This is a genomic window from Undibacterium sp. Ren11W (genome assembly GCF_049340485.1).
GTDB lineage: Bacteria > Pseudomonadota > Gammaproteobacteria > Burkholderiales > Burkholderiaceae_D > Undibacterium.
Genome location: NZ_JBMPPB010000010.1, coordinates 60484 through 85080, shown reverse-complemented (window position 1 = coordinate 85080; position 24597 = coordinate 60484). Strand labels below are relative to the sequence as shown.

The 24597-nt window shown below is 48.9% G+C and carries 23 protein-coding genes; 15 read left to right on the top strand and 8 right to left on the bottom strand.

What is annotated here, in order from left to right:
• Nucleotides 1–7: 7 nt before the first annotated feature.
• Nucleotides 8–862, bottom strand: a complete 855-nt coding sequence (locus ACO0K8_RS19085; protein WP_422948236.1) for an HDOD domain-containing protein — start codon at nt 860–862, stop codon at nt 8–10.
• Nucleotides 863–924: 62 nt separating this feature from the next.
• Nucleotides 925–2592, bottom strand: coding sequence for a methyl-accepting chemotaxis protein (locus ACO0K8_RS19080; protein ID WP_422948235.1), 1668 nt, complete (start codon nt 2590–2592; stop codon nt 925–927).
• 592 nt (nt 2593–3184) lie between these two features.
• Between ACO0K8_RS19080 and ACO0K8_RS19075 the strand changes: the two genes are divergently transcribed.
• The 10 genes from ACO0K8_RS19075 to ACO0K8_RS19030 all read left to right on the top strand — a co-directional run bounded on the left by ACO0K8_RS19075 (nt 3185) and on the right by ACO0K8_RS19030 (nt 12456).
• Nucleotides 3185–3634 carry a hypothetical protein gene (locus ACO0K8_RS19075; protein WP_422948234.1) on the top strand — a complete coding sequence of 150 codons (450 nt, stop codon included), beginning with the start codon at nt 3185–3187 and terminating at the stop codon, nt 3632–3634.
• A 14-nt stretch (nt 3635–3648) separates the two neighbouring features.
• The gene (locus ACO0K8_RS19070; protein WP_422948233.1) at nt 3649–4041 is read left to right on the top strand and encodes a VOC family protein; all 393 of its coding nucleotides are present in this window, start codon (nt 3649–3651) and stop codon (nt 4039–4041) included.
• Between the two features lie 165 nt (nt 4042–4206).
• Nucleotides 4207–5322 carry an alanine dehydrogenase gene (gene ald, locus ACO0K8_RS19065; RefSeq protein ID WP_422948232.1) on the top strand — a complete coding sequence of 372 codons (1116 nt, stop codon included), beginning with the start codon at nt 4207–4209 and terminating at the stop codon, nt 5320–5322.
• A gap of 221 nt (nt 5323–5543) precedes the next feature.
• The gene (locus ACO0K8_RS19060) at nt 5544–6056 is read left to right on the top strand and encodes a DUF1269 domain-containing protein (protein ID WP_422948231.1); all 513 of its coding nucleotides are present in this window, start codon (nt 5544–5546) and stop codon (nt 6054–6056) included.
• Nucleotides 6057–6276: 220 nt separating this feature from the next.
• Entirely contained in the window at nt 6277–6783 is a 507-nt protein-coding gene (locus ACO0K8_RS19055; protein WP_422948230.1) for a hypothetical protein, read from the top strand.
• Nucleotides 6784–6828: 45 nt separating this feature from the next.
• Complete coding sequence (locus tag ACO0K8_RS19050) at nt 6829–8433, top strand: tetratricopeptide repeat-containing diguanylate cyclase (RefSeq protein WP_422948229.1); 1605 nt, start codon at nt 6829–6831, stop codon at nt 8431–8433.
• Between the two features lie 613 nt (nt 8434–9046).
• On the top strand, nt 9047–9316 hold the full coding sequence (locus ACO0K8_RS19045; RefSeq protein WP_422948349.1) for a hypothetical protein: 270 nt from the start codon (nt 9047–9049) through the stop codon (nt 9314–9316).
• 162 nt (nt 9317–9478) lie between these two features.
• Nucleotides 9479–10246, top strand: coding sequence for a DUF1700 domain-containing protein (locus ACO0K8_RS19040; RefSeq protein WP_422948228.1), 768 nt, complete (start codon nt 9479–9481; stop codon nt 10244–10246).
• A 35-nt stretch (nt 10247–10281) separates the two neighbouring features.
• Nucleotides 10282–11079, top strand: coding sequence for a head GIN domain-containing protein (locus ACO0K8_RS19035; RefSeq protein ID WP_422948227.1), 798 nt, complete (start codon nt 10282–10284; stop codon nt 11077–11079).
• A gap of 270 nt (nt 11080–11349) precedes the next feature.
• On the top strand, nt 11350–12456 hold the full coding sequence (locus tag ACO0K8_RS19030) for a substrate-binding domain-containing protein (protein ID WP_422948226.1): 1107 nt from the start codon (nt 11350–11352) through the stop codon (nt 12454–12456).
• A 106-nt stretch (nt 12457–12562) separates the two neighbouring features.
• Here ACO0K8_RS19030 and ACO0K8_RS19025 read toward each other — a convergent pair whose 3' ends face one another.
• From ACO0K8_RS19025 to ACO0K8_RS19000, 6 genes are all read right to left on the bottom strand, one after another.
• The gene (locus ACO0K8_RS19025; protein WP_422948225.1) at nt 12563–13135 is read right to left on the bottom strand and encodes a hypothetical protein; all 573 of its coding nucleotides are present in this window, start codon (nt 13133–13135) and stop codon (nt 12563–12565) included.
• A gap of 215 nt (nt 13136–13350) precedes the next feature.
• Nucleotides 13351–13827 (bottom strand): hypothetical protein, encoded by a 477-nt coding sequence (locus ACO0K8_RS19020; RefSeq protein ID WP_422948224.1) that lies wholly within the window; start codon nt 13825–13827, stop codon nt 13351–13353.
• Nucleotides 13828–13887: 60 nt separating this feature from the next.
• Complete coding sequence (locus tag ACO0K8_RS19015) at nt 13888–16992, bottom strand: efflux RND transporter permease subunit (RefSeq protein ID WP_422948223.1); 3105 nt, start codon at nt 16990–16992, stop codon at nt 13888–13890.
• 1 nt (nt 16993) lies between these two features.
• A complete protein-coding gene (locus tag ACO0K8_RS19010) occupies nt 16994–18157 on the bottom strand; it encodes an efflux RND transporter periplasmic adaptor subunit (protein ID WP_422948222.1) in 1164 nt (387 codons plus the stop codon).
• Between the two features lie 2 nt (nt 18158–18159).
• Entirely contained in the window at nt 18160–18690 is a 531-nt protein-coding gene (locus ACO0K8_RS19005; RefSeq protein ID WP_422948221.1) for a hypothetical protein, read from the bottom strand.
• Nucleotides 18687–19958: a TolC family protein gene (locus ACO0K8_RS19000; protein ID WP_422948220.1), complete on the bottom strand. Its 1272-nt coding sequence runs from the start codon at nt 19956–19958 to the stop codon at nt 18687–18689. The genes ACO0K8_RS19005 and ACO0K8_RS19000 overlap by 4 nt, the downstream gene beginning before the upstream one ends.
• A gap of 146 nt (nt 19959–20104) precedes the next feature.
• On the opposite strand from ACO0K8_RS19000, the gene ACO0K8_RS18995 reads away from it, so the two are divergent.
• From ACO0K8_RS18995 to ACO0K8_RS18975, 5 genes are all read left to right on the top strand, one after another.
• Entirely contained in the window at nt 20105–20785 is a 681-nt protein-coding gene (locus ACO0K8_RS18995) for a heavy metal response regulator transcription factor (protein ID WP_422948219.1), read from the top strand.
• Nucleotides 20786–20841: 56 nt separating this feature from the next.
• Entirely contained in the window at nt 20842–21276 is a 435-nt protein-coding gene (locus tag ACO0K8_RS18990) for a YybH family protein (protein ID WP_422948218.1), read from the top strand.
• A 52-nt stretch (nt 21277–21328) separates the two neighbouring features.
• Nucleotides 21329–22738 (top strand): heavy metal sensor histidine kinase, encoded by a 1410-nt coding sequence (locus tag ACO0K8_RS18985; protein WP_422948217.1) that lies wholly within the window; start codon nt 21329–21331, stop codon nt 22736–22738.
• A 117-nt stretch (nt 22739–22855) separates the two neighbouring features.
• On the top strand, nt 22856–24097 hold the full coding sequence (locus ACO0K8_RS18980) for a TIGR03862 family flavoprotein (RefSeq protein ID WP_422948216.1): 1242 nt from the start codon (nt 22856–22858) through the stop codon (nt 24095–24097).
• Nucleotides 24098–24179: 82 nt separating this feature from the next.
• The gene (locus tag ACO0K8_RS18975) at nt 24180–24524 is read left to right on the top strand and encodes a PilZ domain-containing protein (protein WP_422948215.1); all 345 of its coding nucleotides are present in this window, start codon (nt 24180–24182) and stop codon (nt 24522–24524) included.
• The last annotated feature ends 73 nt before the right edge of the window (nt 24525–24597 follow it).

The window sequence follows — 24597 nt, the reverse complement described above, 5'->3', positions numbered from 1 at the left end:
ATCTGAATTACATAAGGAGGGCAGCGGTCAGTGACCGAACCTCTTCATTTGATTCGGCCATTATTTCGTTTAGCGTAGCATCGCCAACGAAAAAATCGATTTCAGATGTGCTCTGGGCTAAGATTTTTTTGGATCTAATCTCCAATGGGGAAATCACGCTTGCAAGGTCATTCGCGACCATCAATATATCACCAAGTGATACTGGTGGTAGTACTAGCAAACCATTCCATAGGTTTTCTACCGCTTTGATAACGACTGATGGCACCATCAGCTTTTTGAGAACGGCTTGCCCTATGATCGCTTCAGGCGACGCTACAATTTCGTCGACATCTCCTGAACTACTATTCTCGGTGTCGAGTAACATGGGAAATTCGTGAGCGCGAGACAATAAGTAAAATCCAGCAATTTCATGAACGATACCCGCAAACATGGCGGTTTCATAATCCGCATGATTGATTTTTTTTGCGATAACATGCGCCAATGCTGCTACGTTTGCCGAGTGTTCCCACAATTGATTGGCTTTCATACGTAGTTGCGGATCTGAAATGGCTAGGCTTAGCTGTCTGATTACAACGGAAATAACAATCGAGCGCAGAGTAGTAAAACCTAGGATGGTGACCGCTGTTTTCACATTAGTCACTCCGCCACCGAATCGTGAATAGGCAACAGAATTCGCGATTGCCACTAACCTGGCTGCTAGTAAAGGTTCCGTGATTACCAAATTGGCAGCGGTTTCTATACCGCAATCAGGATCATTTAAAGCCTCTTGAATTTTAATGGAGGCATTAACGTTGGTCGGGAAAATGAGTTCGCCTTGCCGCACTTGTTCTACGATGCGGCTGAGAGCTTGAGTGCGGTTCATGTTGATGTCTCCTATTTATAGGTTGAGAACCTAATTGGGTCTTTCCAACACCACCCTTGCACTCAGTTATCCGATCTCATCGTATGCATCAATCGCCCCGCTCGTGCAATCAACGACGAGTCATCTTTGATCTCGGTGGCCGCTAATGTCTTTGCTGGGCGCGTCAGCCGTGCGGTGCTGGAATTTTGCTCCAGTTTAAATGCAGAAACCGTTCTGGCTAAAGCCGCAGCTTGTTCTTCCATACTTTCCGCAGCGGCGGCGGCTTGCTCTACTAATGCTGCATTTTGCTGGGTCATTTCATCCATTTGCGTGATGGCACGATTGACTTCTTCTATCCCTGCACTTTGCTCTTGTCCAGCTGCAGTGATTTCACTCATGATGTTAGCGACATGCTTGACCGAACTGACGATGTCTTCCATGGTTTTACCCGCAGCGTCCACCAGTTTCGCACCGGCGTCCACTTTTTCCACCGAGTCACCAATCAAGGTCTTGATCTCTTTCGCGGCACTAGCGCTCCGTTGCGCTAAATTACGAACTTCCGAGGCTACTACCGCAAAGCCACGTCCTTGTTCGCCAGCACGCGCCGCCTCAACCGCGGCATTCAAGGCTAGGATATTCGTTTGAAAAGCGATGCCATCAATCACCGAGATGATGTCGACAATTTTACGTGAGCTATCCTTGATTGAATTCATGGTATGTACTACCTGCCCAACCTCGTGGCCGCCTTTTACCGCAAAATCAGATGCCGAAATAACCAATGCGTTGGCTTGTTTGGCATTATCCGCATTGTGTTTGACAGTGGCGGTAATTTCTTCCATGGAGCTGGCGGTCTCTTCCAGAGCGCCAGCCTGAGTTTCAGTGCGTGATGATAAATCTGAGTTGCCAACAGAAATTTCCCCAGAGGCTGTGGCAATCGCGTCGGTTCCAACTCTGACTTCGCTGACGATGCGATGCAAATTGTCATTCATCTCTTTGAGCGCATTGATCAATTCGCTGATCTCATCTGAGCCATCTGCGCCCTCGTGAAATGTCAGTTCGCCTGCCGCCACGCGTTGTGCAATACCTAGCGCATCGCGTAATGGCGTGGTGATGCTGCGTGTCATGAAGATCGAGAATGCCGCACCTATCAGCAACATGACGGCACAGATTGAAAACAAGATCATTGTTAGATTTTTGCCGCGAAGCTCAGTATCTGCGGCTAAATCCTGTGCCGATTTTGTTTGCAGTTCAACTAGTTTATTAATTTCGAACACGGCTTTTTGTTGCAAAGGATCAATTTTTGTAGCGATGACCTTGACTGCCTCTTCGCTATTGAACTCCAGAATCATTTTGTAGGCTTCTTTATTCGGGGCATCGGTTTCTGCATCGAGCTGATTGATAGTCGCGATCAAACTTTTTTCTTGTTCTGAGACCCCGCTAGCGATCAACTTATCACGTGCTTCGATAAAGCGGGCGCGATGAGCCTTGGAAATTAGTTTGAGTTTGTCGATCTCACCTACATCGCTTTGCAATCCGATATTACGCAAAGCAATGCCACCCTCGAGTAAGCTGCTTTTCATGTTTGCTGCAAGTGCTGATTTGGTATTTGAGAGCTCGAGTCCCGCGATCATTTGGCGGCGATTGTTCGCACTAAAAAAACTATCGGCGGCAAGTAACACAATGAGCATGGTGAGAATGACGCCAAAGCCTATGGCGAGGCGCGTTCCTATACGCAGATTACGCAAGTTCATAAAGATTCTCCGACAAAAATTGATCTTAATCGCATGCGGCTAGAGGCTGGGAAATGGCAACATGCGATGCATTTTGGCAATAACAGTAGCAGAAACGGAACAAGATAAAATTCGGTATCTCGTGCTGAATTAAGAAGAAATTTTTCGACTAAATGTATCTTCCAATACGAGAATCATATTCAAGCATGATATGACAAAATTGCCTATATGCACAGAACAGAACAGAAAATCGCATTGCGTGTCGGTATTTGTGCAAATAGGTTAATAATTATTTCTTAACACTTATGCTAGCATTGCTAAGGTATTTCTTTGAATTCGCGTGCGCTATGTACTGGTACTTTTTTGAGATAGTTCTACGTACTCCTTGAAAAAGATTTTTCCAACGAAGTTGATCGATTCCATCTTGTCCTCTCCAACCATATTGAGACTGATGTATACGCACCAGTCGCAAGTGGATAGCGCTCAGTCCTGAGTGGCAATTGTGACTAAAAAGACGAAAAGGATTTTCTAGACCTTAGGTATTTACTGATTCAGTATATTTTTTATATGTAAAATACATTTGATTCAAAGACATTTTTAAGAGGAATTCTCTATGCTCCGAATAAAGTCGTTTCTATTTTGTGCTGCAATGATCGGCCATGAGTCCGGAGGAGGTGGAAATGCCCATGCTCAAAATCCTGTCACATTGCCTGGTGCTGTTGCTTCCTCGTATGTGCTGACACTTCAGACAGCGCACGCGCTACAGCTGACCCAAGAGTCCTTGAGCTTACGTCTGCTAGATTTCAAAGATTCACGCTGTCCGCCTGGCGTCCATTGCATGTGGGCTGGGCAGGCAACGGTAACGATCCAGGTCACGCAAACAGGCGTACCGTCAGAGACTTTGTTGATAGGAACCCCTGCCCCCAAAGAGTTTCCTGGCAGTGCTAGCTATCGCGGCTTTCAATTTAGTTTGCAATCACTGGAACCTTCGCCTACGGTTAACGGGGAAATTAGTTTAGATCAAGTAAGGGCTACAGTTTTAATTGAAAAAATACAGAAATAGGGAATTGAACACTTATGAAATTTGCGTACACCATCATCTATGTTCCGGACGTTGCCGCCTCGCTTACCTTTTTTGAAAAAGCATTTGGTTTTTCTCGTCGATTTCTCCATGAGTCAGGTATGTATGGCGAGCTAGAAACGGGCGCGACTACCCTCGCATTTGCTGCGCACGCCATGGGCGACATGAATTTTTCTACTGGTCACGTTGCTGCCCACGAATCAGCCAAACCACTTGGGATGGAGATTGCTTTTGTAACTGCCGATGTCAAGATTGCGCATGCACAGGCCATACTTGCTGGCGCAATAGAACTTGCTGCACCAGCCGAAAAACCTTGGGGCCAACTGGTCTCTTACCTGCGTTGCCCCGATGGTAGTCTGGTCGAGTTATGTACGCCTATGAACGCCTAATTTTGTCGGGCTCAGTGACAGTTTTAGAATAATTTTATGCGTTTTGGAGATGAAGTCGTGGCTTAGTAGAAAAGGTTTCAAGCTTAGTGCAGTGAAAAGTGCGTTTGTTTTGACTTGAATAATAAGCTGAGCGTATTTTTTTGCTTGGTAAAAAAGGAGATAGAAATGATAGTCGGCCTGCCAAAAGAAGTAAAAAACCATGAATACCGGGTTGGATTAACACCTTCAAGCGTACGCGAATTAAGCGCACATGGGCATCAAATTTTGGTGCAAAAAAATGCCGGCAGCGAAATCGGTTTAACTGATGCGCAATATGTCGCAGCTGGTGCTGTATTGCTCGATACTGCGCAAGAAATTTTTGCACGTTCAGAAATGATCGTAAAAGTCAAAGAGCCGCAGCCAGTTGAGTGCAGCATGCTAAGGGAAGGGCAAATTCTCTATACTTACTTACATCTGGCACCGGATCCTGAGCAAACCGCTGCTCTGGTGAAGTCGGGTGCAATTTGTATCGCATACGAAACCATTACTGGCAGCAATGGTGGCTTACCCCTGTTGGCACCTATGAGTGAAGTCGCTGGGCGCATGGCGATTCAGGCTGGTGCAGCACATTTGGAAAAATCAAAAGGTGGTATGGGATTGTTATTAGGCGGTGTGCCCGGGGTCGCTCCAGGTCACGTGGTGATTATCGGTGCCGGGGTGGTGGGAAGTAATGCCATGCAGATGGCGCTTGGTGCTGGCGCACGCGTGACGATACTCGATAAAAGCGTCGATAGACTAAGACAACTCGATCTCATTTATGGCAATCGTATCAGTACTTTGTACTCGAACGTGCAATCGATAGAAGAGACGGTATTGTCGGCCGATCTGCTCATTGGTGGAGTTCTGGTGCCAGGCGCTGCCGCACCCAAATTGGTGAGCCGGGATTTGATTTCGAGGATGAAAACTGGGGCAGTGGTGGTTGATGTAGCGATTGATCAAGGCGGTTGCTTTGAAACCTCACATGCCACCACCCACGCAGAGCCCACTTTTGTGCTCGATGGAGTGGTGCATTACTGCGTCGCCAATATGCCAGGGGCGGTCGCGCGTACCTCGACCTTTGCGCTCAACAATGCCACGATAGGGCATGCCGTGGCGCTAGCAGACAAAGGTTGGCAGCGTGCCATGCGTGAAGACGTGCATCTCAAAAATGGTCTGAATGTCTGCCAAGGAAAACTTACCTATGCCGCGGTGGCGGAGGCACTTGGCTATGCGTATGTGAATCCCAGTACACTGCTGAACTAGTTTTATTCTTTATTTTTTTTCACAAAAATCGATCTTGGCTGGTTCTCGCTAGCATTGATTTTTGCGACAAATTCACTACAATTTAAAGACTAGGCTTTGCATACTGTATCGATATTTCGAGCGTCAAATAGCGATATCTGTAGTCTATCTTCTGACTTCGTACCGGTCAGCATGGTTCATTGCACGGCCTCTCGGGTACGTGATAGACCATGGAGCTCATCATGAGACGAAGATTGTATTTCATGCTGCCGGATATTCCACATGCCAGGGCGATGCTAGATGAATTATTGCTGGCTCGTGTAGAAGAGCGGTACATGCATTTTTGTGCAAAAGAAGGGACGCTGCCGGCCGATATGCCGGAAGCAAATTTTCTACAACAAACCGATATTATTCATGGTGTAGGGATAGGCTCTATCATTGGAGCTGTTTCCGGATTGATCGCTGGCGCGCTGTTAATGATGTTTCCACCCGACGGTATGGAGTTACGAGTTGCGGCTTTATTGATTGCTGGACTATGTGGAGCCATTTTCGGATCTTGGGCGTCGGGTATGGCAGCGGCCGCCATACCAAGTTCTAGATTGGCACCATTTCGCGATGGTATCAAGAATGGTCAGGTCTTATTAATTGTTGATTTGCCCTTGCGTCGTGTTGCTGAGATTGAAGAATTAATCATACGACGTCACCCTGAAGTCAATTTTGGCGGCGTCGAGCCGCACATCCCTGTGTTTCCTTGATGATGCTGATGCGTCAATCACTTAGGGCGTCCTAACACGACGCCCTTTTTAGTATGCGCTTGCGGTGCTCTATTCCCGAATTTACAACGCGCTGTTTACGTTCTTGGCGAGCAATTCGCATTACACACCTAGCTAGCTGATTACAACTTGCAATGTTGGAAAATTAAGGCACAATGGAAACGCGATACCTTTTCCATAATCCAACGCCTTGGGGTTTGTGATGATGACTGTGCCTATCATTATTGATTTCGAAGCCTCCGGCTTTGGTAAAGGGAGTTATCCTATAGAGGTTGGGTTTTCGGGCCGCCATGGTGAGGGCTGGTGCGCACTGATACGGCCGCAAGAGGACTGGCATCATTGGGATCTCGATGCTGCAAAAATCCATCATATTCCCCGCGAAATATTAATCGAACGTGGCAGGTCTCCGGCCTACGTGGCCGAGCAACTCAATTTTTTACTTAAGGGCTACACCGTGTATACCGACGGTTGGGGTCAGGATTATGTCTGGATGGCGCGCTTATTTGATGCCGCTGATATGGTCCCACGTTTCAAACTGGCCGACCTGCGCGAAATTATCACGGAACAACAAGAAGCCTGTTGGCATGCGACCAAAGCCAATGTCTTGAAAGAGTTGGGCATTGCCAGACATAGAGCGAGCAGTGACGCCAGAGTGCTGCAACTGACTTGGTTGCGAACCTATGACGCGGGGCGCCTGTTGGCGTCATAAATCGATGTAGGCACGTCGAGCAATCTTACCAATCCCTATCTCACTATGAGCAGCGAAATCGACTGGACTAACTCCATAACGCAGGTAGATGCCTTGATCGACAGCCAGCCTTTGGCGGCTAGTGAGCGCTTGCTGGTATTGATAACACGTGCAAAGCTGATTAACGATGCCGCTGTTTTGGGGGACCTCTACTGTAAATTGGGTAATTGCAGGAGCACTCTGCACGATCCGAATGGCATCCGCGATTTTGAAGCGGCTTTAGCCTATGCCGAAGAGTCTGGTGATCTTCATCTGAAGGTGAACGTCTTGCATAGTCTGGCGCGCAGCTTTATTACTTTTGGCGACGCCAATACAGCATTGCAATATTGTGAAATGGCAATCGAGCTTGGGCGTAGCCTGGACGATAAATGCATGTTCGCCCAAGTGCTGATGACCCTGGGGCTGATCTTTGTCGTTACCCAACAGTTTGAACGTAGTCTGACAATTTATGCAGAAGCGGCCACCCTTTGTCGAATGAATGCCGATCAAATTGGATTGGCGCGCGCGCTGAACAATTGGTCAGACGCACTAACGATTTTTTATGAATTTTCTAGAGATAATGGGTTTGGCCATGATGTAGCGAGTTTGGATGAGGCGATTTCCTACGGCCGCCATGCATTAGCCTTGGCGGAAGAGTACAAATTATTCCGCTTACAATTACTCATCATAGAGACGCTGGCGCATGCCATGGAAGTGCGCGGGATGTTTGCGGTAGCATTGGAGGAACTCGAGCTTGGTATGTCCAAGTTAGGCGGGCATGGTTTTATTAAGGAAGAATTAGATATACAGGTACGTCTGGGCGCTCTGGAATTGCAGCTCAATCAATTTAATCCTGCCATAGCGCGACTCAGTAAAGCGTATGAGCTGGCGCGGCAACTGGGCAATTATCCGCATCTGGCAGATCTTTTGAGGACGCTATCGACCGCGCATGAAGTTGCAGGCAATTTCGCCACTGCTCTGACTATCCATAAAGAATTTCACCTTGTTACTTTAAAGTCGCGCGATCAGCGCGCGCAAATTAGTGCACAAATTTTTGCCGCTAAACTCGATTTAGATAAGTTGCAAAGAGAGAGCGAAACCCATAAATCCAGAGTCAATCAGCTAGAAAACTATAATCGCAGCTTAAATGTACAGGTGAGAGAGGATAGTCTGACTGGCTTACCGAATCGACGCGCGCTGGACGAACACTTAGAAATATTGGCGGTAACGCATATCGGCATCATTACTTTTGCCCTGATCGACATCGATTATTTCAAGCACGTCAACGATACGTTTTCGCATTTGATCGGTGATGAAGTGCTGCGTCATTTTGGCAAATTATTCCGCACTTGCCTGCGTTCCGGCGATATGGCCGCACGTATCGGTGGTGAAGAGTTTGCCTTGGTACTTGATCGTGCGCGCGGCAGTCGTTCTATCGATGTGTGTGAACGTCTACGCAAAGCCATCCAAAGCTACGACTGGAATGCGCTGGCACCAAATTTACATGTCACCGCCAGTTTTGGACTTACCCATGTACATGCCAGTGACGACCTGAAAAGCATGATGACGAGGGCCGATGGCGCCCTATATCGTGCTAAACAAAATGGACGTAACCGTATAGAAAAAGCCTAGGCCTGGGTTTAGAGAAGGGCGCTGTCCAGGTTTTTTCGGTGGACATAAAACGAGGCACAAATAATTTACGTTGGACGGCAACTCATGTCTGCGTTTGGCGATTTTTGGCAACTCTTTGGCGACACTAAAGGCCACGACAAAAAATTGAAATAACGCTCAAAGAGAATTTTTTTCAGCCTGCTCACGATGGGTCTCTGTGTATACCTGACTCGGATATCCGTCACCGTAATTGACGCGGCATGCTGATAAAACCCCAAAGCTGAGAGCATTGCTTATGAGTCGCAATTGCTGACATAGAAGGCTGGAAAAGCTAAGCAGTTTGCATAGCCTCGTGAGGCTCAATTTTTCTCGCTGCGTCCCCGACGGATATCGATACATAGATATACTCCCCATTATTTAGTAAATTTGTAGCCAATTACGCATATAGATAATGCGCAATACAAAAATACTGGGTAGGAGTATGCATTTTAAGCTCGATTTTTAAGAGTGCGCGAACATCAAGTAATCATGGTCAGCGAAAGATGCAAACTTATAGCCGTCCGGCTTACCGCAATAGACTGTGCTTGGATGCCAGCACTATTTGCGCCCGAGCCTCGTTCGCGCATTGGGAGATATGGTCCGCCTGGATTTTAAAGACAATGCTATGGGAATTTTAGAGGCCAACCTGGCACTAGTCTTCGATCCATTTTTTACCACCAAACTGGGCCAGCTTGCTTCCGGTTTAGACATGAATATTGTGAATACCTTGGTCTCTGAGGCACTCGGTGGCTGTTTGATCTCCTCAGCGAAGCGCGGTATGCAACCCGTATTCAGTATCCATATTGTATTGCCACAGGTGCTACCTCAATCAACGCTTAGCATCGACTCAGTATTGAGTGATTAACGATTAAGTCGCTCCGTCAGTCTGTCGTTCATCCTCCGTTTTTGCCATCCATTCCCAGTAAATTACGCATTGTCTCTTGGCACTGGTTTCCCTGCGCATAAAAATCTACAGTGTCTACATGCGATACAACTTGGCATCGCCCACAGGCAATGAGGGGACAAAATGAACAAAACTGAGTACATGAATATGCTCAAACAAGAGCTGTCAGGCCTACCTTCAGAGGTAATCGAAGACACTCTCTGGTCCTATGAAGCTAAATTCGTCGATGCCATGGTCGCTGGTCGTGACGAGAATGAGATCGTCGCTAGTTTGCCCAAGCCCCATTTGATTGCTGCGCAAAAACGTTCTGCACTACGCTATCAAGCTCTCAAAGAAAACGTCAGACCTAGCAATCTTGCCAGCCTGTTAGTGGCCTTGCTGGGTGTTCTGGTATTCAATTTTTTGTTGCTACTGCCCGCCATTATCTATAGCTCACTCTTGTTCTCTGCGTATATCGGATCGCTGGTCATGTACGTGGCTGGTATCGCCATCACAGCAGCGAGTTTATCTGGTGCCCCGCAAATAAACTTCGACATCGCCACTCCTCGTCACTTCGCTCTATCCGGAGAGTTAACTGAGGGCGATACTCAGCACAGATCTGGTGTCCTAGTTGATATTTCCCCGGCGGGTATCGTGGTGGATGACCTCAATCTTGAAACTGACTTAGGCAAGCTGAACATCGCTGCGGGCAACCGTGATGAGGACTCGATATTGCATGTAGGTATAGGCAACCATCTCAATCAGGCGCAGCTACTACCTGGTATAGGCTGGCTTTTGGGAGGCATTTGCTTATGGATGTTATGTCTGCTCATGACCAAGTACAGCTTCATCGGTTTTAAGAATTATTTGCGATGGAATATTTCTCTATTGCAGTTGCCTAGAGCGGTCTAGGCTTAATGGGATTCCTCGATTTTTAGGAGATAGACATGAAGAACATCATTCGTTGCGGCGCCGCCATGCTGATTTTGGCGATTATCCTTATCGCAGCAAGCGCGCTGTTCATGCGTGCCCACGCGGCTCAATTGAATACCGGCGTGGTAGCGAGCAGTGAACATCGGCCTATATCGGCTGAAGTGGTCAACGTTGTCTTGAGCGGAGCGATTAACCTCGACTTAAACCAGTCGCCTTCACCGCAAATGATGGTGAAGGGAGATGCCTCGATGCTGGCGCATATTACCTCTAGAGTTGAAGGCAACACCCTGTATTTGGGCACGCGTGGAATCGTGATTTCGATTCGCCAACCCTTGGTGGTTGAGTTGAACCTACCTGCCTTGGAGAAACTACAAATGCAGGGTAGCGGCGATAGCCAGGTCAAGGGCTTTCGTGGAAACCGCCTTGAATTATCTTCGAATGCTTCTGGAAATTTAAGTTTTGATGGCGAGTTCCAGCAATTACTGGCACGTACTAGTGGCAGTGGTGACCTGGTATTAGTGCTTAAAAAGGGAAATACGCTGGATCTTAATCAGCAAGGCTCAGGTGATGCGCGCATACAAGGACAGGTCAATACCTTCAATGCCAAATTGTCCGGGTCTGGTGATCTTGATGCGAAGGGCCTGAAGGCGCAACAGGTCGGCATCTTTGCGTATGGGTCGTCCGATGTCAGTGTGTTTGCCGAACAGGAGATTAAAGTAAAAGCAATGGGTAGCGGTGATACCACTATTTACGGCAATCCTGCCAAGCGCAGTATAGAGCGTCATGGTTCGGGTGAGGTGAGCTGGAAATAGTCAAATAAAATACGGTAATGTCGTAAGATTGCCACTAAAAACAAAATATTCGATTGTATTTTATTCTTATTTCTATTTTTTAGTCGTGTGTTCGTTCGCAATTTCGAATTATATTTGTTGATTTACGGGGGAGGATGAAACTTTAATTTTCACGTGGCAATTTTCGGTGATAATCATTTTCGAATATGTAAAAAAAGTTACATATTCTTAGGGGGTATCTGCAGCATTTTTGTGCAATACGCTAAATTTTCACTCTGAAGAACCGGAATCATGACTGCTATTACAGGTAAGTGCATAACAGTGTTGTTAATTTTGTCTAGTTTAGTCGGTAGCGCGATTGCTCAAGAGAATTCTATGCAATTCCTCAGTCGCGCCAATGCCAAAGTGGCGAAGGCAGCGGCAGTCAAGACGCGCTGGGAGGGACCTGTTGAGGGCCCTAAATTACTGAAAAATAAGAAATTGGTGTATATCGCATCCGATATGAGTGATGCGGGAATTTATGGGATTTTTAATGGCGTCAAGGAGGCAACCGCCGGTGCCGGATGGGAAGTCTTATTTATCGATTGTCGTGGCAGATGCAATCAGGGTGCAGCGATTGTCAGTCAGGCGTTGGAGATGAAACCTAACGGCATTATCCTGGCGGGCGTTGATGCTGTCAGCCAAGCCAAGGGTTTGGCCGCTGCCGCTGCCGCTAAAGTGCCCGTCATTGGTTGGCACGCTAGCATTAAGTCTGGCGCAGTCGATGGTTTGTTCACGAACGTCACTAGTAATCCCAAAGAAGCGGCACAAATTGCGGCGCTGTATGGTGTGGTTGAATCGAATAGCAAAGCCGGTATCGTGGTATTTACCGATTCATCCAATCCCTATTCAACCGCCAAATCAAATGCGATTGTAGAAGTGATTAAGCAATGTGAAAGTTGCCGTTTGTTGAGCGTGGAGGACGTGCCGGTTGCCGAAGCTTACAAAAAAATGCATCAAGTGGTTGAGTCTTTAGCGAAACGCCATGGTGCTAAATGGACGCATGCGATCGGTATCAATGATATCTATTTTGATTTGATGGAAAAGCCAGAAATCGCTGCCATCATCGCCAATAATAAGGTGCAAGGCTTGTCCGCCGGGGATGGCTCGAATACCGCGTATAAACGGATACGTGCCAACTCTTTGCAGATAGGCACAGTACCGGAGCCGCTGTTTATGCATGGCTGGCAATTGGTCGATGAAATGAATCGTGCACTCTCCGGAGCTCAGCCCAGCGGCTATGTGACACCAGTACATTTGGTGACAAACCAAAATATTGCTTACGATGGCGGACCTAAAAATGTCTTCGATCCCACCAATGATTTTCGCGGACAGTATCAAAAAATTTGGATGAAATAAGTTCTTTTGAACTATGAATATATAAAGCGTATTGCTCAAAACGGTACGCTTTTTTTTATTCTAAGGGACTAAGGGAAACTTCGAACAATAAAGACTAAATCCTGTTTCAACGCCTCCATTGTGTCGTTCCCACCCCTTGTAAGGGCCCTAAAGGGCTACGTTCTTCTTCTTGCTGCAGGATATTTGGTTTGCCACTCCAAAGTTTGTAGACCACCAGCTCATCTTGCATAATAATCAAAGCGTCAAATTGCCAGCCTACGGTATTGGTCTGACGTCGAAAGTTCAAAAAATCCATCCAGAAGTTGCCATGTCTCTCGTGATACAGATGCTTTTGCTCGATTTCGTAAGCGTGGCAACTGTGATGCGACGCTATGCATTTTCGTACTTGTGGCGGTAAAAACTGTAAATCTAGATTGGCGGTGATGGCGAGTCGGCGCATGACATCGGTGTGATTGAGCAAAGAGACATTTGGCGTGCGCTCAGGACGTATCCCTAATTGATGTAATTCGTCTAAGGTCGTTTTTTCTGGCGTAATACTGTCAAAAATTTGTTGTGCTTGTTCATAGCTACTCCAGGGCAGCTCATTGGTTTGCGTAGAGCGTGGCAACAGTGAGCTACATCCCGTGCAGATCAGCGCCATTAGGAAGAGAGTAAAAAATTGAAACCGGAAAGTGTTCATGACGCACTCTAAAATTAAGGAAATCCCTATTTCATTTTAGGGTAAGAATCGGTGAATACAATCAAGCTCAAAGAATAAAGATGCTAACGTTTTTGAACAGTGCAGTAGCATTTTCTACGCTGAATTTTTACACAATCCAGATTCAAAATCGCACGCACATTTTCGCACTACACCTTCTTGGTAGCTCAAGGACAGCGTGAGAAGAAGGCGATACTTTAATGTTTGTGATCCACATGTTCGTCTTTCGGTAACGTAAACGGTGTAAAGCGCGCCTGCTCCGTACTTTTTCCGGCCATATTGACTGACAACACTACTTTTGCGTCTGCCCCGGATGCGTATTTTGCCACTCCCTTCAAGCGGTTTTCGCCATCGGCTACCAGGTTTGCTGTGGTCTTGACTTTACCAGCTAGGATAGTGGCAGTTGCAGTCGCCCCCGTGGTGGTGATTTTTGTGCCGCCATGATCGGTTACATAGACCAAAATTTGATTGTCTTTCACTTCTTTACTGTCCTTCACCATCACTAATTCAAAATGATAGATGCCGGCCATACGTAGTTGACCGCCGTTGGCAGATTTCAAGGTATCAAGGTAGGCGTCGTCGTGCGCCAATACCGGCGTTACGTTGGTGATAAGTGTAAGCGCGACAGCGGAGAGACTAAATACTTTAGTCAGCGATTTTGCGAGTGAAGTCATGTTGCGTCCTCTAGAAAAAATTTCGATTATCGGAGTAAACGTTTTAACTATAAACAGATTTTAAAAACTCTCGATACTGCGGTTAACTAACAATTGCTGCAAAGGTTTTTCACCCCACAGCCAAAACATCAGTGGTGTGAGCAAAGTATCAAGTAAGGTAGAACTGACCAAACCACCAAAAATTACCACAGCTACCGGATGCAAGACTTCCTTACCCGGCGCATCTGCCGCCATCAATAACGGTAGCAAGGCAAAAGCCGCCACCAGTGCCGTCATCAAGACTGGCGTCAGGCGTTCCAAGGAACCGCGCACTATCATCTTTTGTCCGAAAGTTTCACCTTCGAAGGCGCACAGATTGATGTAGTGGCTGATCTTGAGTATGCCGTTACGGGTAGCAATACCGGTCAGGGTAATGAAGCCTACCAGAGCCGCTACCGATAGCGGCTGGCCGGAAATCCACAGCGCGATCACGCTACCTACTAGCGCTAGCGGGATGTTTCCCATAATAATGAAGCTTAGCGCCATCGAGCGGTAACGGCTGTACAGCACCATAAAAATCATCGTCAGCGAAATCAACGTCAGCAAGGCAATCAGGCGGGCCGACTGTTCCTGCGCCTGAAACTGCCCTTCCAGTGCACTGAAATAGCCTTGCGGCAAAGGCTGGGCGGCCAGTTCTGCACGGATATCGGCGATCACTTTCGACATATCACGACCGTCTGTATTGGCCGATAGCACGATGCGGCGGCGCGAATTTTCGCGGCTGACCTGATTTGGCCCCTCGCTCTCTTCTATGCTGGCCACTTTGGAAAGTGGTACATATCCCCCCGGCGTTTCTATCAGTAAATTCGCCAACGCTTGCGGGCTGCGCGCTTGTTCTGGCAGACGCAACAGCAGATCAAAGCGACGGTTGCCCTCGATGATTTGAGTAATGCGCTCGCCGTCTATCATTTGTTCCAGACCGCGCAATAGATTGCCGGGTGCTACGCCGTACCGTGCGGCCTGCTCATAGTCTAGGCGAATTTTTATTTGCGGTATCAAGACTTGTTTCTCAATTTGCAGGTCAGTCACGCCAGGTATTTTTGCCAGGCGATCGCGCAGATCTGTCGACAAACCGCGCAGAGTATCAAGGTCGTCGCCATAGATTTTTAGAGCTATCTGGGCTCTGACACCGGACAGCAAATGATCGAGTCTATGTGAGATGGGTTGCCCAACATTGGAAACCGCAGGCAAGGTCGCAAGGCGCTGCCGGATGTCACTAAGGATATCTTCACGGCTACGTTGTGAGGCTTTCAGATCCACATCCATTTCGGTTGAATGTACGCCTTCGGCATGCTCATCGAGCTCGGCACGACCGGTACGCCGGCCTAGATGGATAACCTCGGGTACTTGCGCTATCAGTTGTTCTGCCAGTGTGCCGATACGGTTGGATTCTGTCAGTGAGGTGCCAGGATTGAGCAAGATGCTTATTGTCAGCGTGCCTTCATTAAAAGGCGGTAAAAATGCTCGTGGAAAGAAAGGCACGCTGGCAGCGACTAGTACAACTAGTAACACAGCTACGGTAAATAAGCGGCGGGCATGAGGAAACGACCATTGCAGCAAGCGTGTGTCCCAACGTTTCAGGTAGACCACCAACGGACTATCGCCGCCGTGCAATTGCTTCATCTGTGGTAACAGGAAATACGCCATCACTGGCGTGACTGTTACTGAAACGATCATGCTAGCGAGAATCGAGACGATGTATGCAAGACCCAGCGGAGTGAACAAGCGACCTTCTATGCCGGGCAAGACAAACAGCGGCACAAACACCAGAACGATGATCATGGTGGCATATACAATGGCTGAACGCACTTCCAGCGTTGCTTTGGCAATCACCTCAAGTACCGGAAGTGGTTGCTCCTGCTGACGATTCAGTGTCAATCTACGTAAGACATTTTCTACACCGACCACCGCATCATCGACTAGTTCACCGATCGCGATCGCCAATCCTCCCAACGTCATGGTATTGATGGATAAACCGAAATAGCGAAATACCAGCGCTGTAGCCAGCAGAGATAAGGGTATCGCCATCAAGGAAATCAGAGTAGTGCGCACGTTTAACAAGAATAGAAATAAAATCACTGCGACCAGGATGCCGCCATCACGCAAGGCTTCCACTACGTTGTTGATCGAATGCTCAATAAAATCGGCCTGCTTGAACAGGAAGGACGGTTTTTCCATGTCCTTGGGGCGGCTCTTATCTAACTCTGCGATTGCTTTTTCGACCTCACGCGTGATCTTCACGCTATCTCCGGAAGGCTGTTTTTGGACCGACAAGACGACTGCCGGCTTGCCGTTATAGCTGCCGTCACCACGCTTGATCGCCGCCGCAATCTTAACATCGGCCACCTGCTTTAACAGTATGGGCTGGCCGTGTTTCACGGTTACGACCAGGTTCTGCAAATCTTCTATGCGGGAGCTACGACCGATTTGGCGTATCAGGTATTCACGGCCCTGCGCCTCCAGAAAACCGCCGCTGGTGTTGGCGCCGAAATCGCGTAAAGCCGCTTCTAACTTCTCGCGCTCGACTCCCAGACTTTGCAATTGCTCAGGACGCAGTTCCACACGATATTGTCGCACTTCGCCACCGATTGCGATCACCTGTGCCACACCGGGAATGGTCAGCAGTCTTGGTCGCACCACCCAGTCAGCGTATTCGCGTACCGCCATCGGGCTTACTTTGTCCGGATCTGCCGGCAAGGCGATCAGTAGTATCTCGCCCATGATGGACGAAATAGGCCCGAGCTGCGGTACGATACCGGGCGGCAGAGCTTCGCGCACTAGATTGAGGCGCTCGGCGATTTGCTGACGGTTGCGATAAATATCCGAATTCCACTCAAACTCCACATACACGATGGACAAGCCGACACCTGAGACTGAGCGCACGCGACTGACACCTGGCATGCCGTTCATGCTAGTTTCTATCGGAAACGTGATCAGTTGTTCGACTTCTTCGGGTGCCATGCCACCAGTTTCCGTCATCAGTGTGACCGTCGGTTTATTCAGATCAGGAAACACATCCACCGGCATTTGACGTACCGTGAATACACCATAGATGATCAGGAACAGCGCTACGCCCAAAACTAATAGGCGCTGCCTGAGACTGCTATAGATAATGAAATCAAACATCTCAACGCACCTCGGAGAGCAGACTGGCAGCGGCAATTACCACGCGATCGCCTTCATGCAGGCCATCGGTTACGGCGATATGGCTAGCATCTAGAGATTGCTGACGTACCCGTCGTGCAACAAAACGTTCAGCCTCGCTATGTACCCACACCATGTTTTCACCCGCGGCATTTTTTACCAGTGCCGCACGCGGCAATGCTGCACCCTTGATGCCTTGCGCGGTAGCGACAATGATCTTAAGCGGCTGGCCAACCGCCACCATGGCTGGCGTACTGCGGATGCGAAACAGCATTGGCAAGGCCTGCTCACGCAACTGGCCGCCGCTGCCTATAAATTTCAGTTCCAGCACGGTGGTGCCGGCCAATCCGGTGGCGGAGATAAGGTTTGCCGGAATACTGGCATCGTAGGCCAGCGCCTCTACCGCCAAGCGGCTGCTATCGACGATCTCAAACAAAATTTCCCTGGCGTCGACCACCTGGCCGGCCACCACATTACTGACGCTGATCACGCCGCTGGCCGGTGCCAGCAAGGGCTCATTACCATGGATGCTGGCACTGACAAAGTTACGGCGCTTTTGGTAGGCATCACGTTCTATGCGAGCCGCCTCGATTTCTTTTTGTGGCACCGCCCCGGTTAGCTGTTCGTAGCGCGCCAGCTTGCGGTTGGCGATGCTCAACTGCGCCTCCAACTCGGCCTGTTGCGCTTGTTGATTGCCGCGCTCAATGGCACTGCCTATCGGACGCAAATATGCCAATAGCTCGCCCTTGGTGACTTTTCGACCCAATAATGGCATACCTTTTGGCGCTGGCATAATGCTGCCAGCAGACACCGCCTGCACTCGCCCGCCGGTATCGGGATCGGCAATCACTTTGCCGTTCAGCTCTTGCGTTGCCGCCAGTGCGCTGATGCTGATCACCTGTGTACGTAAGCCTAACTGACGCTGTACCTGTTTCGGAATAAACAGGCTACTGTCAGCCAGCCTTTGCGGTGCCGTCAAAATCGCGTCAGAGTTATTGGAAACAGAAACCGCGGCCACAGTTTTTTTGCTGTCCTGACTATGATCCTCGTCACCGTGCGCGCTGGCCTGGACTGCGACCAAGCTCAACGCGCACATTGCATTCAGTGCAAGCAGAAAGAGGCGTAATGAAGGCTGAATTTTTTGCATGTTTATCTTCCCAGAATTTTTTTTCGACGGCGGGCGACGAATACGCCTATCCATGCCAGTAGTAAGACGGTGCTGAGCCAGGCCGCCCAGACGCCCCCTACTCGCCAATAGTGCCAGCCACTGTCGTGACTGGCACTATTGGCTGGTGTTGCAATCTCGAGATTAAGGCTTAACAAATCGCTGATATCGCCAGCCTCTAGCGTGATCGTCAGTGGATACTTGCCGGCTGCCAGTAGCGGCATATCAAGCACATACGTCCCTGGGCTAGTTTCGCTCGCATAGGCTTTCACTCCCGCGCCTTCGACTTCCAGTTTCGCCTTGAGTACCGGCTCGTTGCTAGCATAGCGATCGAGATAAATCATCAGTTTTTTCTCTTCTAGTACCGCCACCACTTCAAATTCCTCGGTGACAGCAAATGTCCTTGTTGCGACGCTTTGCGTCAGCACTGGCACTTTGGCAGCGTGATCCTCATCTCCATGCGCGTAAACGGTCAAAGACAGGCAAAGCAAACAAATAGCGAACATCTGCTTCATGGTAAAACTCCCATTGCTTGATTCAATTTTGAGATTAGAGCAGCGTCTGCCAGACGCTGGCGTTGTAGTTGCGCTTCTGCCTGGTAGGCGGCGGCGCGTATGCGCAGTAAGCTGCTCAAGTCAGTTTCACCCAATTGAAACGCTTTGTCGGCCAGTTGCAGATTGTCCAGAGATAAAGCATGGCTTTGTTCGGCGATGGCTAGTTGGCGCTGTTGTGATTGCTGTTGTCTGAAAAGTTGTTCCAGGTTGAGCTGCACTTTAGTTTTAAGTTGCAACATTTCGGCTTCAGCTTGCATGCTTTCCGCTAGTGATACAGCGTTCTGTTCACGGTTCTGGGCAGAGGAAGAAAAACGAATTTTTATACGAATTCCGACACTATTGGCATAAGGTTGGTCAGCGGTACTTCGTTCTCGCTGCATTCTTAGGGCTAATTCGGGTGCGGCTCGTTGCGATTGCTCTGCCACCCTGGCGCGCGCCAGCGCGCTGCTGACAGCGCCGGCCGCCCTGGCAAGCAGCGGATGCGACAATGGCGCATCGGCTAAGCTACGCTGATTCGAGCGCGTCGTTAGTTGTTCTTGATTCAGAATTGAAGGCGGGTTCGCTCCGGTCAGTGCGATGAATGCTTGTTCTGCCTGGAGTAATGTTGTTTCAGCTTCTATTAATTCAGCCTGTGCTGCATGCACCTCAGTGCGTGCCAGATTGCTGTCGATGCGGGATACATCTCCGATCTTGTAGCGACGTTGTATGTCGCTATCGAGTGCGCGGGCGGTATCTAGCTGGCGCGCAGCGAGTGCCTGCATATTGCGTGCCGCGGCCAGACTCCACCAGGCTTCACGTACGTTGCCGCTTATTTCCCAGCGCAAGGCAGCACGTTTGCTCAGTGCCTCATCGACACGTGTCGTCGCTTCCGCGCTACGGGCGGCTCTTTGTCCTGGTAGCCATAATGGCGTTGCTAATTCGATTTCATATTCTTGCTGGCCAAGATTGTTGTTGTGTTTATCATTGCGACTGCTCACGCTAATTGCACCAGGCTCAGGTGTCCAATTGGCAGCAAGTTCTTGCGCCGCATGCGCTTGTGTTTCTCGAGCATCTAATGCTGCCGCTTCTGGATGCAGTTTCCAGGCAAATTCGCTGGCGATACGCAGATCTGGCGCGACAATCGCCTCCCCGGCAGCTAAAGCAGACAGACTGACACTCGCACCAGTGATGAGCGTCGCTAACAGATATTTGTGACGATCTAAAAATACTAACAAGCCAGGTGATTTCATGACAAACTTCTTCGAGGAACGAAACCTGTTCATTATGGTGAGGCGGCACATACGGCAAGATGACGCTCAGATTACATTTTTGTTATCTTTGAATTGTTTGCATATGTCAGGTGCATAATCAGTCCCATCAATTTTTTGGATGTGTAATGAAAATTCTGGTCGTTGAAGATGAACAAAAAACCGGTGACTACCTTAGGCAAGGATTGCTTGAGGCAGGTTTTGTTGTCGATCTGGCGCGTGATGGGCTAGACGGACTTCATCTGGCGAAGAGTGGCGACTATGCGCTGGCGATTTTAGATGTCATGCTGCCAAAATTAAATGGCTGGCAGGTGCTGGCCGGGATGCGCGAAGCTGCTTGCGAAACTCCCGTTTTATTCCTGACCGCTCGTGATCAGGTCGAGGACAGAGTAAAGGGATTAGAACTTGGAGCGGACGATTATCTGGTTAAACCCTTTGCTTTTTCAGAACTGCTGGCACGCGTAAGAACTGTCCTTCGGCGTGGTAATCGTACACTGGAACTGGAACAAATACGGGTCGCTGATCTGGAGTTGGATTTACTCAAACGCCGCGTCACAAGGGCTGGAAAACGCATTGATCTTACTGCCAAAGAATTTGCCTTACTTGAATTACTCTTGCGTCGACGTGGTGAAGTTTTACCACGCTCGTTGATCGCTTCGCAGATTTGGGACATGAATTTTGATAGCGACAGTAACGTCATAGAGGTGGCGGTGCGCCGCTTGCGCGCTAAGGTCGATGACGATTTTCAACGCAAATTGATACGTACAGTCAGAGGCATGGGCTATGTTTTTGATGAAAACGATGAATGAGTCTGACCTTCAATTGATGAGCTGCATTTTAAATTTTTTATTGTGAGAGCAAGATGATGAATCAGCTGTGTTTAGCCTTAGCATGTGCGTTCTACAGCATCACTGCGCATGTCTACGCCAGTGAACCTAGCGAAGTTGTTAGCGAGTTTTATCGTGCCATGGCTAAGGGAGATGCTGCCAGGGCTAGCGAATTATTATCTACAGAGATCACTATCTATGAGTCTGGCTATGTAGAGCGATCACGCGCTGAATACTCTGCTCATCATTTACCCGAAGATATCGCCTTCGCCAAAGCATCAAGCCGTAACGTGCTACAACACACTGAAAGACAAAACGAAAACTTTGCCTTTATCTGGGAAGAGACAGAGACCAAGACTAAAATCAAAGGTAAAAATGTCAAAATCTTTGGTACAGAAACTACCATACTGCAAAAAATTGACGATCAATGGCGCATTGTGCATTTACATTGGTCATCGCGGAAACCTAAATAATCTTCCTAGGATTATTTATAGAAATCGAAAAAATCCGAACGTTTAGCAGATGATGACCAAAAATACTCGAAAATTCCGAAAAAATTCAATTACCTTACGCCTGACGATACTCTTCGCGTGCCTCTCAACCACCGTATTGCTCATGCTCGGTCTATTAGTTGGCGCGTCGGAAGAAGAGCATTTTATTGAGCAAGATATGGAGTTGATGAGTGGTAAATTAGATTTGGTCGCGCATCTGCTCGATAAATCTCGGGATCGATTGGATCTTGATTCATTGGTCGGCCTTCTCAACGATTCCTTGGTTGGACACCATGGCTTATCGGTGGTGCTATTGCAGCCAGATGGTAGGACTCTGTTTACTACTGCTGATGCACAATTTCCAGCTAGTTTATTGGATAGAAAACTAATTCAAAAAAATCCCGCTCCGGTAACTTGGCAGCAAACGGGTTCCTCACAGCGAGTCCCTATGCGAGGCATATCGGCCCTGCTGCCCTCAGGTATTGCCGGCAGCGCACCCTTGCTGGTAGCGCTCGCCGTGGACATCAGTCACCACGAGCATTTCATGGCCTCCTTCAGGAAAACGCTCTGGTTTGCAGTCGGTATCGCCGCCTTCGTGGTGAGTATTCTCGGCTGGGCGATGGTGAAACACGGTTTAGCCCCGTTACAGGCGATGCGTCAGGGCGCGGCCGGAGTGACTGCGGATAGTCTCAATTACCGCTTGGAGATGGAAGCGATACCAGTCGAGCTAGCGGACCTGGCAGATAGTCTGAACAATATGTTGGCCCGACTGGAAGAATCGTTTCAGCGATTAAAAGATTTTTCCACTGATCTGGCGCACGAGTTACGTACGCCTATCAGCAATTTGATGACGCAAACCCAGGTCGCTTTGACGCGCACCCGCAGCGAGGACGAATACCGTGAAGTGTTGGCTTCGAACGTGGAAGAATATGAACGTCTGGCGCGAATGATCGCCGATATGTTATTTTTGGCGCAGGCCGAAAATGGTTTGATCGTGCTCAATCGGGAGTCGATCGATCTGGCAAAAGAGATAGAAAAATTATTCGATTTTTTTGATGCGCTTGCGGACGAGCAGCAATTGCGGCTGTCATTGGTGGGGTCAGGACACTATTATGGCGACAAACTGATGCTGCGCAGGGCTCTGGCGAATCTCTTATCAAATGCAATTCGTCATTCCCCTATAGCGGGTAGCATACAGTTTACAATAGAGACGGCAGGCGAGCAGACCATTATTCGAATTCGGAACCAAGGCCAAGCTATTCCAGCCGAGCATATCTCCCATATTTTTGATCGGTTTTACCGCGCAGATCCATCGCGCCATAGCAACGGCGAAGGGGCTGGCCTTGGCTTATCGATAACGCGGTCGATAGTTCTGGCGCACGGCGGCGAAATTTTTGTGGAATCAGGACTTGATGGCGTTTGTTTTGAGATCCATCTGAAATAAGCACCTAGATTGCCTGGCAACAAGAGTTTTCTGCATTGCCAGCGCCTGCGCAGGTTTGGCACAAGCACTGCAGAGGGCTTAAAATAAGCGCCTTTCCAAATTTATACTTTCCCTACTATGTCAGTCACCCTCACGCCGCAAGTAGCTATTATTGGTGGCGGTCCCGCTGGGCTTATGGCCGCCGAGGTACTCAGTGGTGCAGGTGTGCAGGTCGATCTCTATGATTCCATGCCTTCCTTGGGACGAAAATTTTTACAAGCGGGTGTCGGGGGTATGAATATTACCCATAGCGAAGCCTATGACACATTCTGCACCCGGTATGGCGCGCATCAGGCACAGCTACAAGCTGCACTTGACCAGTTGCCGCCAACTGTTCTGCGTGCCTGGGTGCATGGCTTGGGCATCGATACATTTGTAGGTAGTTCGGGACGGGTTTTTCCAACCGAGATGAAGGCTGCGCCTTTGCTGCGCGCTTGGTTACATAGATTGCGCAGTGCGGGCGTGCGCCTGCATGTTCGTCATCGCTGGCTGGGTTGGAGCGACGATGGTGGCTTGCGTCTGGCGAACCGGGACGCCGAGATCACGATCCATCCGCAAGCTACGGTTCTCGCCTTGGGCGGCGCAAGCTGGCCACAGTTGGGTTCGGATGCTACCTGGTTGCCCTATCTGCAGGCTAAAACTGTCAGCATTGCGCCTTTGCAAAGTGCAAATTGCGGCTTTGAGACAACTTGGAGTACGCATTTACAGGATAGATATGCCGGAGCTCAGATTAAATCGGTGGGACTGAGCTTCACCGACCTACAGGGGCGCAGCGAGACACGTCTGGGTGAAATGCTATTGAGTGCAGATGGCATGGAAGGCAGTTTGATCTATGCGTTTTCACAGCGCTTGCGCGAAACCATTAATCAGCGCGGTAGCGCCACGTTTACGCTGGATCTGGCGCCAGGACGCGATGCGGAGCGCGTCTTGACGGAAGTGAGTCATCCACGGGGATCGCGCTCGCTGTCTAGCCATTTACAAGGTCGCGTGGGTATTTCTGGTGTTAAGGCGGCGCTGTTGCGCGAATTATTGACTAAGGAACAATTTGGACATCCAGGCACTCTGGCCGCGATGATCAAGGCCTTACCGATCACGGTGCACGCCACCCGCCCGATTGTTGAAGCGATCAGCACTGCGGGCGGCGTCAGTTTTGCTAGCCTGGATCAACACCTCATGCTCAAGGCTGTGCCCGGTGTATTTATCGCCGGCGAAATGATGGAATGGGAAGCACCGACTGGTGGCTACCTGCTTAACGCCTGTTTCGCCACTGGGATGCAAGCAGGTTCTGGCGTCTTGAACTGGTTGGCGCACACAAAATAATCAATCTAATTAAATTGTTGTACGGAAAAATTGATACAATGGTATGAATTTTTTTAAATAATTTTGCGATTGTATTTTGGCTATGAGTGAGTATCGTTCTAAACCCCGTTCTAATGTCTCTTGGCGTGCAGCAATTTTGGTTTCGGAAGGCAATATCGTAGCGGCAAAAATCATCAATTTTTCTGGTGGCGGGATACAACTCCAATCTCCACGCCTGTTGAAAGATGGTCAGACTTATCAAATGATGATGGAAGTTCCGGATCAACGAGATGCTTCGTTGCGCACTCAAGTCGTCTGTAAAGCCACTTGCTTGTATGCCTTATTAAGTGGTGATGAATATCGCGCAGGAATGAAGTATTTTGAAGTTCCAGCGCAACATAAAGAATTATTAGAAAGTTGGGGCGGTAAGGTCGCTCTGGCTGCTTAAGTCGGCGCAAATCCCAAGTTCAGCACGGGATATGCCGCTGTGTTATAAATGGCTATCATTTTTCTTGGCTATT

What these genes read in the sequence shown, in the direction of transcription:
- ACO0K8_RS19045 (WP_422948349.1), top strand. Translation starts at nt 9,047, where the DNA reads ATGGTCCGCCTGGATTTTAAAGACAATGCTATGGGAATTTTAGAGGCC.
- ACO0K8_RS19075 (WP_422948234.1), top strand. Translation starts at nt 3,185, where the DNA reads ATGCTCCGAATAAAGTCGTTTCTATTTTGTGCTGCAATGATCGGCCAT.
- ACO0K8_RS19035 (WP_422948227.1), top strand. Translation starts at nt 10,282, where the DNA reads ATGAAGAACATCATTCGTTGCGGCGCCGCCATGCTGATTTTGGCGATT.
- ACO0K8_RS19005 (WP_422948221.1), bottom strand. Translation starts at nt 18,690, where the DNA reads ATGAAGCAGATGTTCGCTATTTGTTTGCTTTGCCTGTCTTTGACCGTT.
- ACO0K8_RS18990 (WP_422948218.1), top strand. Translation starts at nt 20,842, where the DNA reads ATGAATCAGCTGTGTTTAGCCTTAGCATGTGCGTTCTACAGCATCACT.
- ACO0K8_RS19055 (WP_422948230.1), top strand. Translation starts at nt 6,277, where the DNA reads ATGATGACTGTGCCTATCATTATTGATTTCGAAGCCTCCGGCTTTGGT.
- ACO0K8_RS18985 (WP_422948217.1), top strand. Translation starts at nt 21,329, where the DNA reads ATGACCAAAAATACTCGAAAATTCCGAAAAAATTCAATTACCTTACGC.
- ACO0K8_RS19000 (WP_422948220.1), bottom strand. Translation starts at nt 19,958, where the DNA reads ATGAAATCACCTGGCTTGTTAGTATTTTTAGATCGTCACAAATATCTG.
- ACO0K8_RS19060 (WP_422948231.1), top strand. Translation starts at nt 5,544, where the DNA reads ATGAGACGAAGATTGTATTTCATGCTGCCGGATATTCCACATGCCAGG.
- ACO0K8_RS19030 (WP_422948226.1), top strand. Translation starts at nt 11,350, where the DNA reads ATGACTGCTATTACAGGTAAGTGCATAACAGTGTTGTTAATTTTGTCT.
- ACO0K8_RS19015 (WP_422948223.1), bottom strand. Translation starts at nt 16,992, where the DNA reads ATGTTTGATTTCATTATCTATAGCAGTCTCAGGCAGCGCCTATTAGTT.
- ACO0K8_RS18980 (WP_422948216.1), top strand. Translation starts at nt 22,856, where the DNA reads ATGTCAGTCACCCTCACGCCGCAAGTAGCTATTATTGGTGGCGGTCCC.
- ald (WP_422948232.1), top strand. Translation starts at nt 4,207, where the DNA reads ATGATAGTCGGCCTGCCAAAAGAAGTAAAAAACCATGAATACCGGGTT.
- ACO0K8_RS19070 (WP_422948233.1), top strand. Translation starts at nt 3,649, where the DNA reads ATGAAATTTGCGTACACCATCATCTATGTTCCGGACGTTGCCGCCTCG.
- ACO0K8_RS19080 (WP_422948235.1), bottom strand. Translation starts at nt 2,592, where the DNA reads ATGAACTTGCGTAATCTGCGTATAGGAACGCGCCTCGCCATAGGCTTT.
- ACO0K8_RS19050 (WP_422948229.1), top strand. Translation starts at nt 6,829, where the DNA reads ATGAGCAGCGAAATCGACTGGACTAACTCCATAACGCAGGTAGATGCC.
- ACO0K8_RS18975 (WP_422948215.1), top strand. Translation starts at nt 24,180, where the DNA reads ATGAGTGAGTATCGTTCTAAACCCCGTTCTAATGTCTCTTGGCGTGCA.
- ACO0K8_RS18995 (WP_422948219.1), top strand. Translation starts at nt 20,105, where the DNA reads ATGAAAATTCTGGTCGTTGAAGATGAACAAAAAACCGGTGACTACCTT.
- ACO0K8_RS19040 (WP_422948228.1), top strand. Translation starts at nt 9,479, where the DNA reads ATGAACAAAACTGAGTACATGAATATGCTCAAACAAGAGCTGTCAGGC.
- ACO0K8_RS19020 (WP_422948224.1), bottom strand. Translation starts at nt 13,827, where the DNA reads ATGACTTCACTCGCAAAATCGCTGACTAAAGTATTTAGTCTCTCCGCT.
- ACO0K8_RS19085 (WP_422948236.1), bottom strand. Translation starts at nt 862, where the DNA reads ATGAACCGCACTCAAGCTCTCAGCCGCATCGTAGAACAAGTGCGGCAA.
- ACO0K8_RS19025 (WP_422948225.1), bottom strand. Translation starts at nt 13,135, where the DNA reads ATGAACACTTTCCGGTTTCAATTTTTTACTCTCTTCCTAATGGCGCTG.
- ACO0K8_RS19010 (WP_422948222.1), bottom strand. Translation starts at nt 18,157, where the DNA reads ATGCAAAAAATTCAGCCTTCATTACGCCTCTTTCTGCTTGCACTGAAT.